Genomic DNA, 16257 nt, shown 5'->3' on the forward strand with positions numbered 1-16257 from the left:
CCATCACTGGGCGCCCATCAATACGGGCAACACCACCAACAATGGCACGGTCGTCTGCATAATGACGATCACCATGCATTTCTTCAAAATCACTGAATGCATGCTTAATGTAGTCAAGAGTGTATGGGCGCTTAGGATGACGCGCTAATTGAGAAACTTCCCATGCACCTAGGTTACTAAATAAGCTCTGAGTTAGAGTAACCTTTTTCTCTTCTAGTCGGCTGATCTCTTCACTGATATTCAGATCATTGTCATTACCAACGAGTCGTAATTCTTCAATTTTTTGTTCGAGCTCAGCAATCGGCTGCTCAAAAGGTAAATAATCTAGGTTCATTTTTTACACACTGCTATTTGTTTGCTCGTTATTCTACAGAAAGTTCTGGCTTCCAGCATCCTATCACCGCCCTCAATCCTCAGGATTTCGGTAAAAGGACTATAAAATGGCGCTAAGTATACACTAACTGCACATTTTGTTTACCGTATTGTTTCTGTAGTTCGTAAATTAAATCGTCATCGGGTCGAATTTTCCACTGGGGACCAAGACGCACATCCCCAGACGCCCTATCCGTATCAAACCCAATCACAACGTCACAGCCATCCCCTCTAAAGGGAGCAATATGCTGGGTAAGCTGTTCAATGTGTATTGGTGTCACCTCTTGTTCGCTCCAGTCGATACGCAACGCTTCGACATAGCGTACCCGAGCCATAGAAATATCTAGCACATTTCGTGCGGACACCTTCTGGCCGCCACGAAACTCATCAAAACTCACTTCCCCTTCTACCACGACCACTTGATCAGGTACTAGGTATTGCTTCACATTTTCGAATACATCCGTGAAGACCGCTACTTCAATACGGGCAGATCTATCATCTAGGGTAATAAAAGCAATATTACCGCCGCGCTTACTCTTAGTAACTCGCATTTCTACGATCAAGCCAGCGATGATCTGAGTGTCTCGCTTAGGCTGAAGATCAACAATCTTAGATCGTGCAAAACGGCGAATTTCGGTTTCATAATCATCGATAGGATGCCCAGTTACATACAAACCGAGTGTGTCTTTCTCACCATCAAGTCGCTGTCGCCCAGGCCACTCATCTAACACACCGATTTCGTCGTAGGCATTTTCAGTAGACTCATCCACAGCAATGCCAAATAAATCCCCCATCCCAGCATCATGACTTTTGGCACTTTGATCCGCACGTTTTAATGCTTCATCAATGGAAGCAAACAACGTGGCACGATTTGGCCCAATGGTATCAAAGGCTCCCGAGCGCACTAGGGCTTCCATCACTCGTTTGTTTACCTTACGACCCACCCGTTGGCAAAAATCAAAGATGTGCTCAAAAGGCCCTTCTTTACGAGCTTCGACAATTGCTTCAATTGGGCCCTCGCCCACACCTTTGATAGCACCCAATCCGTAGACGATGGCACCGTCTAAATTAACAGTAAACTTATAAACTGATTCATTCACATTAGGCAGATCTAGCACCAAGCCCATGGCCCGACACTCTTCTACGAATATAACGATCTTGTCTGTGTTCTGCATATCCGCAGACAATACCGCCGCCATAAAAGGCGCTGGATAATGCTGTTTTAACCACGCGGTTTGGTATGACACTAAGGCATAAGCTGCGGAGTGAGATTTGTTAAAACCGTAACCCGCGAACTTTTCCATCAAATCAAAGATGTTACCACCCAGATCTTTGTCCACGTTGTTCTTTGCCGCGCCTTCCATAAAGATAAGTCGCTGCTCTGCCATAACTTCGGCTTTTTTCTTACCCATGGCTCGACGAAGCAAGTCGGCACCACCGAGAGAGAACTTCGCCAAAACCTGAGCAATCTGCATTACTTGCTCTTGGTACAAGATAATGCCGTAAGTAGGTTCAAGAACAGGTTTAAGGTCTTGATGTTGGTAGTCGGGATGAGGGTAAGCCAGCTCCGCACGTCCGTGCTTACGGTTGATAAAGTCATCCACCATGCCGGAACCGAGTGGCCCCGGTCGGTAAAGAGCTACCAATGCTATGATGTCTTCAAAACGTGACGGCAGTAGCTTCTTAATCAGCTCTTTCATGCCGCGGGATTCCAGCTGGAATACCGCTGTGGTTTCCGCTCTTTGTAGTAAGTCGTAGGTGGCTTTATCTTCTAAATCGATTAGCTCAATTTCTAATGGTGGCTTGCCTTGTCTAGCATGGAGATCATTAATCATCCCCAAGGCCCAGTCGACCACTGTTAACGTTTTCAAACCTAAGAAGTCGAATTTTACCAGTCCGGCTTCTTCCACGTCGTTCTTATCATATTGAGTAACGAGACCAGAGCCGTCTTCTTCACAGTACAATGGTGCAAAGTCGGTCAGTTTTGTTGGCGCAATTACTACGCCACCGGCGTGCTTACCGAAGTTACGCACCGTTCCTTCTAGTTTGAACGCCATTTCCATGACTTCAGCAGCTTCTTCATCCCCTTCGATGAATTCCACCAAAGCAGGTTCAACTTCTAGTGCCTTTTTAAGGGTCATGCCGATTTCAAACGGAATCAACTTAGAAAGCTTATCGCCAAGGCTATAAGGCTTACCCTGAACTCGCGCCACATCACGCACTACCGCTTTTGCCGCCATCTGACCAAAGGTAATGATCTGAGACACGGCATCTCGACCATAGGTCTGAGCCACATAGTCAATCACTCGATCTCGGTTATCCATACAGAAGTCGATATCGAAGTCAGGCATGGAGACACGCTCAGGGTTTAGGAATCGCTCAAACAGCAGGTCGTATTCAAGGGGATCCAAATCTGTGATTTTCAAGGCATAGGCCACAAGGGAACCGGCACCTGAACCACGGCCAGGGCCCACAGGAATATCGTTATCCTTAGACCATTGAATAAAGTCCATTACGATAAGAAAGTAACCGGGGAATCCCATTTGGTTAATGATGTCGAGTTCAAAGTTAAGACGGTCGATGTACTCTTGCCGACGGGCCTCAATTCGCTCACCACCTTTCTTAACCAATATTTTGAAGCGATCCTCTAAGCCTTTATGAGACAACTCACGGAAGTAATCCTCCATGGTCATCCCTTCTGGAACAGGGAAATCTGGCAAAAAGTATTTGCCCAACAGAACATCTACATTACAGCGTTTAGCAATCTCAACAGTATTTTCCACTGCCTCGGGCAGATCCGAAAACAGCTCCACCATTTCATCTGCGGATTTAAAATACTGCTCTTCTGAATACTTACGTACCCGCCTAGGATCCCCCAAAGTGATACCATCGTGGATAGAGACACGTGCTTCGTGGGCTTCAAAATCTTCTTTTTTCAAGAAACGTACATCGTTTGTCGCCACCACAGGACAATGGTACTCAGCTGCAATGGGGACGATTTGATGTATGTAGTTTTCTTCACCCGAGCGCAGAGTACGCACAACTTCCGCGTAATAGCGTCCAGGAAAAATAGACATCCAACGCTGCAAAAAGGCTTTGGCTTCTTCGATTTTGCCCTTTGCCAGCAAAAAGCCCACATCACCATGCATGCCGCCAGATAATGCAATCACGTCTTCTGCGTGTTGAGCGACCCATTCACGCTTGATCACTGGACGACCTTCCACCTGCCCCAGTTGATAACCTTTTGAGATGACTTCGATGATATTTTTATAGCCTTTGTTAGACATGGCTAACAAGGTCATCCGTGTGCGCTGCTCTATCTCCCCTGCGGCTTCCAACATGATATCAGCACCACAGATAGGCTTAAGGCCTTTCCCCATGGCACCGGAGTAGAAGCGGACAAAACCACATAGGTTATTTTCATCTGACATTGCCACAGCTGGCATGCCTTGCTGTTCGGCCTCAGAAATTAGCCCTTTAACCTTCACCAATCCATCTACTAAAGAGTATTCGGTGTGCACGCGTAGATGTATAAAAGAGGACATGTGATTAACCTTCTAGAATCCGTTTAACTGGAGCAAAACTTTTACGATGTATGTCGCATACGCCATGTTCTTCGATTGCAGCGAGATGTTGTGCCGTTGGATACCCTTTATGTTTAGCAAAGCCATACTCTGGGTACACCTGATCAAGAGCCACGATTTCCCGATCTCGGGTTACTTTAGCAAGAATTGACGCAGCAGCAATAGCCATATGTCGAGCATCCCCCTTTACTACAGCTTCCCCAGGACAAGGCAAGTTTGGAGGAACCCGATTACCATCAATCAAGGCATGTTGAGCCGACACCGACAAGCTAGAAATCGCCCGCTCCATAGCTAGCATGCTGGCATGTAGAATATTCAACGTATCTATTTCATCTACAGAAGCACGCGCAACGCTATAAGAAAGGGCCTTTTCGGTAATTTCTTCAAATAGCGCTTCACGCTTTTTTTCAGACAGTTTTTTGGAGTCATTTAATCCGACAATCGGCCGATCTGGATCTAAAATGACCGCAGCAGCAACAACATCTCCTGCCAAGGGGCCACGGCCAGCTTCGTCGGCACCCGCCAATAACTGACCAAAGTACACCTGACTGATAAAAGGTTCGAGATTACTCATCACCTATCTCCTGAGCAATGGCTCGGGCTGCCGCTTCACCAGCATCACGTTTCAACAGCTCATGCAATCGTTTGTAGGTGTCATGGAGTTCTGCATCTTGGTCATAGCGTGATAACTCAGTCAGCAAAGCTGATGCTAAACGTTCTCCCGTTGCGTCGTCCTGCAGCAACTCAGGGATTAAACGCTTTTGAGCTAATAGGTTTGGCAATGACACATAAGGCACCTTCAACATGCGACTCATAATGGCGTAGGTCAGCTTAGTAAACTTATAAGCAACCACCATGGGTCGTTTCACCAGCATAGCTTCCAAGGCAGCGGTTCCAGAAGCCATTAAAATGGCATCACCAGCTGCCATCACCTCACGGGATCGCCCATCTATAATCGCTGCATCAACGGAGGCATATTCTTGAAGCACAGTCTCTATTTGCTGGCGACGTTCTATGTTAGCCGCCGGAATCAAAAACTTAGCATTGGGCTTAGATTGCTTTATTTGCACCATGGCCTGTGCAAAAGTCGGCATCAGTCGACTCACCTCACCGCCTCGGGAACCAGGTAAAATGGCAATCCATTCAGCCTCCTGATCCAACCCAAGCTGCTGACGCGCTTGATGCTTATCAGATTCCATTGGCACATCATCTGCCAAAGTATGCCCCACACAAACAGCGGGCACTTTATGATCCTGATAAATCTGTAGCTCGAAAGGAAATAAGGTCAACATTAGGTCGACCGACTTTTTGATTTTAAAAATACGCTTTTGACGCCATGCCCAAACAGACGGGCTGACATAATGGATGGCTTTTAAGCCCTGCTCTTTTAGCTTACGCGCTAAGGGCAAATTAAAATCAGGGGAATCGACACCAATAAAGGCATCTGGACGTTTATCAAGACAATGATTAAATAAGGATTTTCGAATTCCCAACAGCTCTCGCAAGCGCCCAAGCACCTCCACCAAACCCATGACGGATAATCGTTCCATTGGGACAAAGCTATCTAGCCCTTGCTCTATCATCAAAGGCCCACCAATCCCTTCAAAGATTGCATCTGGGTAACGCTGTTTAAGATGCTTAATCAAGTTGGCACCTAGGATATCGCCAGATGCCTCACCGGCGACAATAACAAAACGCTTCTGCATGTATCAAAACCTTCATAAAAAAACCCCGAGCATGTCGGGGTTTTTTTGTTAGAACCGCCAATCAGCGAACTATTCCGCGTCTAGAACGGCGAATCGATAAGACAAAGTCTGCCACTTCTTGTACCTGATATAAATCACCGGACTCTAGATCTTCTAATGCTTGCTCTAAAGGAAGCGACTTCAAGTAAACGGTTTTATAAGCAGTACGTAATGCTTTAATGACTTCAGGGGACATACCACGACGGCGCATGCCCTCAAAGTTCATACCGTGAGCTTTAGCTGGGTCGCCCGACACCATTGTATAGCGCGGCACATCCTTAGCCACCATGGACCCCATGCCACACATACTAAATGAATTCACCTGACAAAATTGGTGAACCCCCGTGTAACCACCCAAGATAACCGAATCACCAACATGAACATGCCCAGCCAAGGCTGCGTAGTTCGCAAGGATATTATTATCTCCGACTATACAGTCATGGCCCACATGGGTACTTGCCATAAACAAGTTACCGTTACCAATTCGCGTAATACCCTGATCCTGAACAGTGCCACGATGCAAAGTAGCATTTTCGCGAATGACATTTCGGTCGCCAATGATGAGCTCTGTCGGCTCGCCTTTGTATTTTTTGTCTTGGTTAGCTTCACCAACGGAAGCAAACTGATAAATCTCATTATCTTCGCCAATCATGGTATGACCATTAATGACGACATGGGATTTAACCACTGTGCCAGAACCAATTTTCACATTTGGGCCTATGACACAAAAAGGCCCTATTTCAACATCACTGTCTAGTTCTGCTTTTGGATCAACTATCGCAGTTGGATGTATCAACACTTAAACTTTCCTATCAGCACATAAAATAGTAGAAGAGCATACAAGCTCCCCTTCGACAGAGGCTTTCACTTCAAATTTCCAAATGCCGCGACGCTCAGTCAAAATTCGTGCTTCTAATTGTAGACGATCACCAGGCACAACGGGACGCTTAAATCGCGTATTGTCAGCACCAACAAAGTAATAAATGGAACCATCTTCTGGGGTTTTACCCATTGTTTTAAAGCCAAGAATACCCGCAGCTTGAGCCATGGCCTCAATAATCAACACACCAGGCATAACTGGATGATCAGGGAAATGCCCATTAAAGAACGGCTCATTCACCGTCACATTTTTATACGCAACGATTGACTCCCCAAGTGTCATATCAACAACGCGATCCACCAATAGAAACGGATAGCGGTGGGGGAGGTAACGGCGAATTTCATTCACATCCATCATTTATGCATTAACCTTTTGTTAAAAGCTTAGAAACTTGTTTTTCCAATTTTGAGATTTGTGCAGACATATTGTCGATACGACGCAAGCGCGCGGCAGAACGACGCCATTTAGGGGTACTGTCTAAGGCAGTACCAGAAGAGTAAGATCCCGCTTCTGTAATAGAGCGCGTTACTAAGCTCATCGCCGTTATATGTACGTTATCAGCCAAAGTGAGATGACCAGCAAAGCCAACCCCACCAGCAATTGTACAAGACTTTCCGATAATAGTGCTTCCCGCAATACCGACACAACCTGCAATGGCGCTATTATCACCGATTACAACGTTATGAGCAATTTGCACAAGGTTATCAATTTTAACACCGTTACCAATAATAGTGTTATCGATTGCACCACGGTCAATCGTAGTATTCGAACCAATTTCTACATCATCACCAATTACGACCGATCCTAATTGATGAATCTTCTGCCAACGGCCTTGGTTAGGCGCAAAACCAAAGCCATCTGATCCTATAACAGCACCACTGTGCACAATGCATCGCTGCCCAAGCACAACACCGTAATAAAGCGTCGCATTTGCAGCCAATACTGAGCCAGCCCCAATAACCACAGACTCCGCTATAACAGCCCCAGCCTCTATACGTACATCAGCTCCGATTTCAGCATTTGCCCCGATTGTGACATTAGGTCCGACAGAAACATTTGCACCTAGATTAGCTGACGTATGAATTACTGCAGAGGGATGAACTTTTTGATCCCAGCCTTCCACATCAGGCACAAAAAACTTTGTTACCTGAGCAAAGGCTAAGTAGGGGTTTTTGACGATGATGGCATTACGCACTTTGCTAGCGTCAGCCTCATCCCTGATGAGGACTGCACCAGCTTCACTGTTTGATAATGAATCTGCGTATTTGGGGTTTGATAAGAAACTCAACTGTTCAGGGCGGGCATGATCCAAAGCACCTAAAGAATCAATGGTGTAATCAGGATCCCCTAGCAGCTCACCATTAACATGCTCCGCAATCTCTAACAGTGTATAGCTCATTCACTAGTTCTCTTTATTTAATTTTTCGATCAACTCTGCCGTAATATCAACCGATCCATTAGTGTATATCGCCGCTTGACGATTGAGCACTGCATCCAATTTGCGCTCTTCTATAATCTCTTTTAAAGCTGCCTCACCTTTTGGTGTCAGGTCTTGAATAAGCTTTTGCTCCATTTGCTGCGCTTGTTGCTGCATTGCAGACACCATAGAACGCAACTGAGCTTGTTTTTCATTGATCGCTTGGCGACGTGATTTTATATCCTCTGGCGCCAAGGTCAACTCATCTCGCTTCAATGATTCAGCCATTTCTTTCAGAGAGGCGTTTTCTTTATCGAGACGAGCCTTCATTTGATCAACTTGCTGACGAGGCGCTTTCGCCGCCTCTTGACCAGCGTTACTTTGAAGAATTGCCGCCCTGAAATCCAGCACTGCAATCTCCGCTGCCTGCGCCTGAATGCAAAACATTGCCACAAGCAAAATTCCTAAAAGCTTTTTCATAACCAATCCTTATCTATATTAGAATGTTGTACCCAACTGGAACTGGAAGAAATCCGTTGAGTCACCATCTTTCGCGTTCAATGCGCGAGCAATATTGAATGACAGAGGTGCGATCGGAGTAATCCAAGTCCAGTTAAAACCTAAACTGTAACGAATTTCACCAAAATCAACCCCTTCCTGACAGGATGTATTGCCGGAATAACAGTAATCCGTGAAGGTATTACCTGCGTCGAGGAAGATAGAAGTCCGCACCGAACTGTGATCCTCCACCATGGGCATTGGGAAGATAATCTCCGCCGTACCCGCTAGCAGAATATTACCACCGATAGCATCTGGGTCAGTGTCATCGTCATATGAGTTCTTAGGTCCTAATGACGATGCACTATAACCCCGCACAGTGTAAACACCACCTGCGTAATAGTTTTCAAAGAAAGGCAGGCGATCGGTATCCCCATAACCAAAACCATAACCCGCACGACCTTTTAAGTGGAACAACCAAAGACTGTCGTCTGATAGGTTCCAGTAGCGCTGTGATGTCGCTCCCAGTTTCGCGTAAGTTTGCTCACCAGCAGGTGTGGCAATATCAAGGGTTAATCGAGTGGTATAACCATTAGTCGGTAGCACACCACCCACAATGTCATTATCCGTCCAAGCGATATTCGCCAAGATATCGTCAAATGAATCACCGTACTCATCCACATAAGCACTGGTCTCATTAGATGGGTTGGAGCCGAAGCTGACACTTGTGGTTTTCACCGTCGCCCCAAAACTTAAGCGCTGAGTATCAGAGATGGGATAACCAAAAGACACGGACGCACCAATACGGTCAATATCGTAGTCTTCCACATCATCTTCGTCGTGATCACTGACCTGATAGAACGCCGTATAACCTCGACTGACACCATCCACAGTGAAGTAAGGGTTGTCATAGGACAGAGTGTAATCTTGGGTTTGATTGGTACGCGTCATGTTAAAGGCTAACTTGTTACCCGTACCAAAGAAGTTACGCTTAGACACACCAAAACCTAGCACCGTACCATCAGACTGGGAATAACCAATACTTGCCTGGATGCTGCCAGAAGGTTGCTCTTCTACAGTCACCTCAAGATCGACCTGATCCGTCGTGCCCGGAATTGAGCGAGTTTGCAGATCCACTTTAGAGAAAAAGCCTAAACGCTCTATCGCTCGTTTAGAGGACTGAATCTTAGTATGGGTTGCTAACGCCCCTTCAAACTGAGTCATTTCTCGACGCAAGACTTCGTCTTTTGTCTCAGAGTTGCCGCTGAAGTTAATACGGCGAACATATACCTTAGGCCCGGGAGTGATGTGGTAGGTGATATTCACCTGATGATCATCAAGTTTCTCAGGAATGATATTTACATTAGCAAACAGGTAACCTTCATCCCCAAGTTCAGTGGAGATAGCGTCCATAATTTGAGTGACTTGCTTACGGGAGAATACATCCCCCTGCTCTTGATCAATGTGTTGCCAAACACGATCTTCGGTGATCGGCAAAGAGCCACTGAGGTTAATATTATTAATGTAGTAAGGTTCACCCTCTTCTACGTTCACCACAACATAAACGTCACGCTTATCAGCTGAAACACTTACTTGACTAGAAACAAGACGATAATCCAAATAGCCGCGATCTAAATAGAAACTGCGAAGGGTTTCTAAATCACCCTGAACCTTTTGCTTGGAATATTCGTCAGCTGAGCTAAACGGATTAAAATACCCTGTTTCAGCGGAAGCAAAGTTTTTAGTTAGCTCCTCATCATCAAAATCATGGTTACCTGTGATATTGATATGAACAATCTTAGCTGTGACACCTTCTTCAATATTGATTCCAATTGCCACACGATTACGGGGTAATTCTTCTACTTCAATACTGACTTTGGCACTGTATCGGCCCAAGGCATAATACTGACGCTGCAGCTCTTGCTCGATCTGATTCAAGGTTTCTGGCTTATAAATTTCACCCACCTCTAAACCAGACAAAGTCAAACCGCGCTGCAAATCTTCCTTAGAAATCATATCGTTACCTTCAATGGTCAACTGCCCGATAGACGGCCGCTCAACCACTTTAAAGATAACCACTCCATTATCTTCGAATACTTCAATATCACTAAAATAACCTGTAGCAAACAAGCTATTCACAGCGTCATAGACTTTCGAAGAGTCGTACCCTTCGCCTTGCTTAAAACCGATAGTGTCGAATGCACGGGTTGCAGACATCTGCAACAAACCGTCAACACGAACATCAGCCACTGTCTTTGCAAAACTCTGAACACTACAACACGCCAAAACCGCGGCAACAAAGACTTTCACATTTACCTCTCTACAAGCGGGCAATATCATTAAATAAAGCGATGACCATCATCGCAAACAAAAGCGATGCACCGATTCGGTAGGCCATACCTTGAATACGTTCGGAAACCGGCTTACGACGCACAGCTTCCACACCAAAAAACAGCAAATGCCCACCATCCAGCATAGGGATGGGAAGTAGATTAAGAACACCAAGACTAACACTAAGGTACGCCAGAAACTTCAAAAAAGACTGGAGGCCAGAATCCGCTGAAGCACTCGCGACTTTCGCAATGGTAATGGGACCAGAAAGGTTATCCAGAGAAATCAATCCCTGTAACATTTTCCAAATTGAGCCAACCGTCAAGGATGTCATGGTCCAAGTTTGAGACACGCCATACTGAATAGCCCCAAAAAAACCAAACTCTCTGACACGCAAATCAGAAGGCGACAACACTGGCGGCTCTACCGCAATCCCTGCAAACCCCGATGTCACACCACCCACCTCTCGAGACTTGGGCACCAGAGCAAGATTGACCTCTTGCCCTGCACGCTCCACCGTCACATCAAGGAGGGCATTAGGGCTCTTTTGCACCCATACTACAAGCTCCTGCCAAGTATTAACCACAACACCATTAACACTTTTGACACGATCCCCAGGAAGCATACCAGCCTGAGCAGCCGCACCCGACTCAACCACACTGGCAATTACCGGAGCCACATCAGGACGCCATGGTGTTGCACCAAACTCAGCAATCAAACTACTAGGTTCGCTCCCAGCCAACCAACGATTTAAGTTAAAGGAGCCCTCTTGCTGCACATTTGTATCATCGGACTGATAACGAACACTAAAGACACCCGTTTGACCGATCAAGTCCGCTAACACTAAATTTACATCTTCCCATGACTGTGTTGGCACTCCGTTCAATTGTGTTAGCTCATCCCCTGACTGGATACGGGTCTGAGATAAAGGCGATCCAGGAGTAACCTGCGCCACTTTCGGCGCCAGCGCCTGAAGACCTAACCCTGCCACTACCGCATAAATAGCAATGGCCAAGATAAAATTAGCCAAAGGCCCTGCGGCGACGATCGCAATCCTCTGCCAGACATTCTTGTAATTGAACGCTTGGGATTTAAGAGCATCTGGAACATCCGCTTCCCTACCATCCAACATGCGAACATAACCACCCAACGGGATCATCGCCAGAGTAAACTCAGTTCCAGTCTTACCCTTATAGGTATAAATTGGCTTACCAAACCCGACGGAAAAACGAAGAACTTTAACGCCACATAAGCGCGCAACAAAATAATGACCAAACTCATGGAAGGTAATCAGAACCCCTAATGCCACAATAAAGGCCAAAACGTTTTGGATCATACCGAGAAACTCTCCGAAGCAATCAATTGAGCAGCCAGTGCTCGAGCCCTTTGGTCCGCTTCAATCACTGTGGACAGATCATTGACAGCATGAAACTCAGAGCGTTCAAGAACTTCTTCGTTTATTCGAGCAATATCAAGAAAACCAATAGTTTTGTTCAAAAATGAAGCAACAGCTACTTCATTTGCAGCATTTAACACCGCCATAGCCGTACCTCCAGCATACCAAGCTTCAGAAGCCAATCGGAGATTCGGAAAACGCTCCAAATCAGGCGCCTCAAAGTTAAGCTGAGCCACAGCAAACATGTCCAAAGGTGGCACCCCTGTATCAATGCGTTCTGGCCAAGTCATACCATAAGCAATAGGGATTTTCATATCCGGATTACCCATCTGTGCTAACACTGAGCCATCTTTGTAAGACACCATGGAATGAATAATGCTTTCAGGATGAACAACCACCTGAACATCCGCAGGAGTGACATCAAACAACCAACAGGCCTCTATCAGCTCAAGACCTTTGTTCATCAAACTGGCAGAGTCCACAGAAATCTTTTGCCCCATAGACCAATTAGGGTGCGCACAGGCCTGCTCAGGGGTGACAGACTTCATATCTGCATAACTAAATGTTCGAAATGGACCACCCGATGCCGTCAATAGAATCTTATCAAGATCACGCTTCACCGCCCCATGCTGGGTTTGAGGCAAAGCTTGATAAATAGCATTATGCTCACTGTCGATGGGCATCAAAATAGCATTATGGCGCTTCACTTCTTCCATAAATAAGTGGCCAGCTGTTACCAGACTTTCTTTATTGGCCAGCAGTACTCGCTTACCAGAGCGTATCGCGGCTAATGTCGGACTTAAGCCAGCAAACCCCATAATACTTGCCATCACTTGATCACAATCCGAGGCGCTAGCAATGCTTTCCATTGCTTCCACACCCCAATCGAATTGGATCTCAAGGTCAGCACATTGAGCCGCCAGTGCGTCTCTGGCTTGCTCTGTTCCCATCACTGCTCTTACAGGCTGAAACTCACGGCAAATCTCTACCATTCTATCAACACTGGTATTGGCTGCGACGCTGAGCAACTTAAAGCGATCAGGATGCTTTTTAATGACATCTAGGGTGCTTGTACCAATAGACCCGGTGGCACCGAGCAAACAAATATTCTGCATTATATCCAGCCAACCGTACTTAACATCAGAACAAATAGCGGCGCAGCGGAGGTCAAGCTATCTACTCTATCCATAACGCCCCCATGACCTGGAATCAATCGACTGGAGTCTTTTAAGGACTCATGACGTTTAAATAAACTCTCAGTCAAATCCCCTAGCACGGATGTCATAACAGTCACTAAAGCGATAATGGCAAGTAACAACCAACTACCAACTACAAAACCACTCTGCCAAGCAAAAATAGCCACTCCGATTTGAGTTAAGATCAGGCCACCATAAACCCCTTCCCAGGATTTGCCTGGCGACACGCTTGGTGCCAGTTTTTTCTTACCAAAAGCTCGACCAGAGAAATAAGCGCCTGAGTCCGCTCCCCAAATTAACCCCATGAGCAGCAACATCCAGGAAATAAACTGTTCCGAGTCTCGCAAGACAACCATAGCAGACCAAGTTGTCAGCAATACCAGCACACCAAAAGCAATACGAGTCGCGCTAGACTGCCAACCTTTTTGCTGCGGATAGTTAATCACCCAGTAGAGCGCCAAAACCCACAATACAGGGGTTATTACCAATATTTCAGAATACACATCGTACAAAGCTATGGCGTAACAGAGCCCGCCAATCAGGCCTGCAAAGGCAATACGACCCATTTGCAGACTAATACCTGCCAAACGCGCCCATTCCCAGCCAGCCACTAGGACAACCGCCGTCATAGCTATCTGAAACCCACTAGGCTCCAACACAAAGACGGCATACACAAACAAAAAAGCCATCACGATGGCACTTAAAACTCTAGGGATCAGCATAGAAACTATCGTCCGCCATATCGACGCTGGCGATGTCCGTATATCGCTAACGCTTCGTTGAAATGTTCGCCATCAAAATCAGGCCAAAGCACTGGAAGAAAGATGAACTCTGCATAAGCCAGCTGCCACAGCAGAAAATTACTGACACGCTCCTCCCCAGAGGTACGTATAACTAAATCCAGCTCAGGAAGCCCTGCTAGACAGGTATATTCCCCTAGGGACTCTTCCGTGATGTCTTCTAAGGACAACTCACCCTTTACAGCCTTTGTCGCAACCCTCTTTGCCGCTTGAGCAATGTCCCAACGGCCACCATAATTCGCAGCAACAGCCAAAACCATGCCATCATTATGTTCAGTCTGCTTCTCCACCAGAGCAATTTGCGCCTGCAAGGAGTCACTAAAGGCGGTTTTGTCACCAATGACCACCAACCTGATCGAGTGTTCTGCTAACCTTTTGGATTCTTTTTTCAAAGAACGCATAAAAAGATTCATTAAGCCATCGACTTCAACTTGCGGGCGACGCCAATTCTCACTCGAAAACGCAAACAGAGTTAACACCTTCACGCCACTTCGGGCAGCAGCTTCGACCGTTTTGCGCACAGCACTGGCACCAGCGGTGTGACCTGCAATGCTTGGGAGGTGTTTTTTCTTTGCCCAGCGGTTATTCCCATCCATAATGATGGCAACGTGAGCAGGAATAGATTGATCCTCTCGGATCAATTCATTAATAGACATAGAGCTACCTAGCCATACAAATAAGGCAGGCCTAACGGCCTGCCCTACTCATTTAGATTTCCATCAAGTCTTTTTCTTTCGCAGAAAGACGCTCTTCGATCATCGCAACGTACTTGTCTGTTACTTTTTGCACTTGATCCTGACCACGACGTTCGTCGTCTTCAGAAATCTCTTTCTCTTTCACTAGCTCTTTAAGGGTACCATTCGCATCACGACGAATGTTACGGATGGCGATACGGCCATTTTCCGCTTCGGATTTAGCTTGCTTAAAATAGTTACCGCGTGTTTCTTCGGTCAAAGCAGGCAGCGGGATACGGATTAGGTTACCCGTCGTAGATGGGTTCAATCCCAAGTCTGATTTCATGATAGCCTTTTCAATTTCTGGCACCATGTTGCCTTCCCACGGAGACACACCCAAAGTACGCGCATCTTCTACCGTAATGTTTGCGACTTGGTTTAAAGGTGTTTCGCTACCGTAGTAGTTTACCTTAATCGGGTCTAGCAAACTTGGATGAGCACGGCCGGTACGGATTTTATTAAATGCCACCTCAACGGAAGCAACCGCTTTACCCATGCGCTCTTCAGCATCTTTCAAAATATCGTTGATCATTAGTTCCTCACTTAATAACGGTGCCTTCGTCACCACCCGTCATAATGTTAATCAGAGCGCCAGGTTTGTTCATGTTAAACACACGAACTGGCATTTGGTGATCACGAGTCAAACAAATTGCAGTTAAGTCCATGACGCCTAACTGTTTTTCCAAAACCTCGTCGAACGTCAATGTATCATATTTCACTGCTGTTGGGTCCTTCATTGGATCCGCAGAGTACACGCCGTCCACTTTTGTTGCTTTCAATACAACATCTGCATCAATCTCAATACCGCGTAAACATGCAGCAGAGTCTGTTGTAAAGAATGGATTACCTGTTCCGGCAGAGAAAATCACCACATCGCCGTCTTTCAAATGACGCATCGCACGTCGACGGTCGTATGGCTCTACAATCCCTGTCATAGTGATGGCAGACATAACACGAGTCGAAATGTTTGCTCGCTCTAGGGCATCTCGCATCGCTAGGGCATTCATAACCGTCGCCAACATACCCATGTGATCACCTGTAACACGATCCATGCCAGCTTCACTCAAAGCCTGGCCGCGGAATAAGTTACCACCACCGATCACTATGCCGACTTCTACACCGATACCGCGCAACTGACCAATCTCTAGGGCAATACGACTTAGTACTTTCGGATCGATACCAAACGTTTCATCACCCTGTAGCGCTTCACCACTTAATTTCAACAAGATGCGCTTGTACTTTGAATTCTTTTCTTTAGGCATACCAACCTCCGGCAATGGTGAGAAGTGTGCATTGAAGATAGC

The 16257-nt window shown here is 46.3% G+C and carries 15 protein-coding genes (1 of these 15 only partly in view); all 15 read right to left on the minus strand.

Translation table 11 applies throughout. From position 1 onward, the window contains the following. Positions 1 to 334 carry the 5' end (the start) of an acetyl-CoA carboxylase carboxyl transferase subunit alpha gene (accA, locus tag ACZ5DR_RS00220; RefSeq protein ID WP_377365061.1) on the minus strand. It extends 614 nt beyond the left edge of the window, so the window shows 334 of its 948 coding nt (coding positions 1-334); its start codon is at positions 332 to 334; its stop codon lies off the left edge, out of view. A gap of 112 nt (positions 335 to 446) precedes the next feature. Further along, positions 447 to 3917, minus strand: a complete 3471-nt coding sequence (dnaE, locus tag ACZ5DR_RS00225) for a DNA polymerase III subunit alpha (protein WP_377365059.1) — start codon at positions 3915 to 3917, stop codon at positions 447 to 449. A gap of 4 nt (positions 3918 to 3921) precedes the next feature. After that, a complete protein-coding gene (gene rnhB, locus ACZ5DR_RS00230; protein WP_377365057.1) occupies positions 3922 to 4530 on the minus strand; it encodes a ribonuclease HII in 609 nt (202 codons plus the stop codon). Continuing rightward, a complete protein-coding gene (lpxB, locus tag ACZ5DR_RS00235; protein ID WP_377365055.1) occupies positions 4523 to 5662 on the minus strand; it encodes a lipid-A-disaccharide synthase in 1140 nt (379 codons plus the stop codon). The genes rnhB and lpxB overlap by 8 nt, the downstream gene beginning before the upstream one ends. A 61-nt stretch (positions 5663 to 5723) precedes the next feature. Then, complete coding sequence (lpxA, locus tag ACZ5DR_RS00240) at positions 5724 to 6500, minus strand: acyl-ACP--UDP-N-acetylglucosamine O-acyltransferase (protein ID WP_452600439.1); 777 nt, start codon at positions 6498 to 6500, stop codon at positions 5724 to 5726. After that, a complete protein-coding gene (gene fabZ / locus ACZ5DR_RS00245) occupies positions 6501 to 6938 on the minus strand; it encodes a 3-hydroxyacyl-ACP dehydratase FabZ (RefSeq protein ID WP_377365053.1) in 438 nt (145 codons plus the stop codon). It abuts the gene before it with no gap. A gap of 7 nt (positions 6939 to 6945) precedes the next feature. Then, a complete protein-coding gene (gene lpxD / locus ACZ5DR_RS00250) occupies positions 6946 to 7980 on the minus strand; it encodes a UDP-3-O-(3-hydroxymyristoyl)glucosamine N-acyltransferase (RefSeq protein ID WP_377365051.1) in 1035 nt (344 codons plus the stop codon). Positions 7981 to 7983: 3 nt separating this feature from the next. Then, positions 7984 to 8478: an OmpH/Skp family outer membrane protein gene (locus tag ACZ5DR_RS00255; protein WP_377365049.1), complete on the minus strand. Its 495-nt coding sequence runs from the start codon at positions 8476 to 8478 to the stop codon at positions 7984 to 7986. Positions 8479 to 8496: 18 nt separating this feature from the next. Further along, positions 8497 to 10806: an outer membrane protein assembly factor BamA gene (gene bamA, locus ACZ5DR_RS00260; protein WP_377365047.1), complete on the minus strand. Its 2310-nt coding sequence runs from the start codon at positions 10804 to 10806 to the stop codon at positions 8497 to 8499. A 10-nt stretch (positions 10807 to 10816) separates the two neighbouring features. Next, positions 10817 to 12163: an RIP metalloprotease RseP gene (gene rseP, locus ACZ5DR_RS00265; RefSeq protein ID WP_377365045.1), complete on the minus strand. Its 1347-nt coding sequence runs from the start codon at positions 12161 to 12163 to the stop codon at positions 10817 to 10819. Next, positions 12160 to 13338, minus strand: a complete 1179-nt coding sequence (gene ispC, locus ACZ5DR_RS00270; protein WP_377365043.1) for a 1-deoxy-D-xylulose-5-phosphate reductoisomerase — start codon at positions 13336 to 13338, stop codon at positions 12160 to 12162. Before ispC ends, rseP begins: the two co-directional genes overlap by 4 nt. After that, a complete protein-coding gene (locus ACZ5DR_RS00275; RefSeq protein WP_377365041.1) occupies positions 13338 to 14141 on the minus strand; it encodes a phosphatidate cytidylyltransferase in 804 nt (267 codons plus the stop codon). Before ACZ5DR_RS00275 ends, ispC begins: the two co-directional genes overlap by 1 nt. Before the next feature lie 5 nt (positions 14142 to 14146). Further along, positions 14147 to 14875: a polyprenyl diphosphate synthase gene (uppS, locus tag ACZ5DR_RS00280; protein ID WP_377365039.1), complete on the minus strand. Its 729-nt coding sequence runs from the start codon at positions 14873 to 14875 to the stop codon at positions 14147 to 14149. A gap of 52 nt (positions 14876 to 14927) precedes the next feature. Beyond that, positions 14928 to 15485, minus strand: a complete 558-nt coding sequence (gene frr, locus ACZ5DR_RS00285) for a ribosome recycling factor (RefSeq protein WP_377365037.1) — start codon at positions 15483 to 15485, stop codon at positions 14928 to 14930. A gap of 7 nt (positions 15486 to 15492) precedes the next feature. Continuing rightward, positions 15493 to 16215 (minus strand): UMP kinase, encoded by a 723-nt coding sequence (gene pyrH / locus ACZ5DR_RS00290; protein WP_377365035.1) that lies wholly within the window; start codon positions 16213 to 16215, stop codon positions 15493 to 15495. Positions 16216 to 16257: the final 42 nt, after the last annotated feature.

This window comes from Marinomonas vaga, from assembly GCF_055388305.1.

Excerpts from the sequence above, each read along its gene's own strand:
- dnaE (WP_377365059.1), bottom strand. The coding sequence starts at position 3,917 with ATGTCCTCTTTTATACATCTACGCGTGCACACCGAATACTCTTTAGTA.
- rnhB (WP_377365057.1), bottom strand. The coding sequence starts at position 4,530 with ATGAGTAATCTCGAACCTTTTATCAGTCAGGTGTACTTTGGTCAGTTA.
- lpxB (WP_377365055.1), bottom strand. The coding sequence starts at position 5,662 with ATGCAGAAGCGTTTTGTTATTGTCGCCGGTGAGGCATCTGGCGATATC.
- fabZ (WP_377365053.1), bottom strand. The coding sequence starts at position 6,938 with ATGATGGATGTGAATGAAATTCGCCGTTACCTCCCCCACCGCTATCCG.
- lpxD (WP_377365051.1), bottom strand. The coding sequence starts at position 7,980 with ATGAGCTATACACTGTTAGAGATTGCGGAGCATGTTAATGGTGAGCTG.
- ACZ5DR_RS00255 (WP_377365049.1), bottom strand. The coding sequence starts at position 8,478 with ATGAAAAAGCTTTTAGGAATTTTGCTTGTGGCAATGTTTTGCATTCAG.
- rseP (WP_377365045.1), bottom strand. The coding sequence starts at position 12,163 with ATGATCCAAAACGTTTTGGCCTTTATTGTGGCATTAGGGGTTCTGATT.
- ispC (WP_377365043.1), bottom strand. The coding sequence starts at position 13,338 with ATGCAGAATATTTGTTTGCTCGGTGCCACCGGGTCTATTGGTACAAGC.
- ACZ5DR_RS00275 (WP_377365041.1), bottom strand. The coding sequence starts at position 14,141 with ATGCTGATCCCTAGAGTTTTAAGTGCCATCGTGATGGCTTTTTTGTTT.
- uppS (WP_377365039.1), bottom strand. The coding sequence starts at position 14,875 with ATGTCTATTAATGAATTGATCCGAGAGGATCAATCTATTCCTGCTCAC.
- frr (WP_377365037.1), bottom strand. The coding sequence starts at position 15,485 with ATGATCAACGATATTTTGAAAGATGCTGAAGAGCGCATGGGTAAAGCG.
- pyrH (WP_377365035.1), bottom strand. The coding sequence starts at position 16,215 with ATGCCTAAAGAAAAGAATTCAAAGTACAAGCGCATCTTGTTGAAATTA.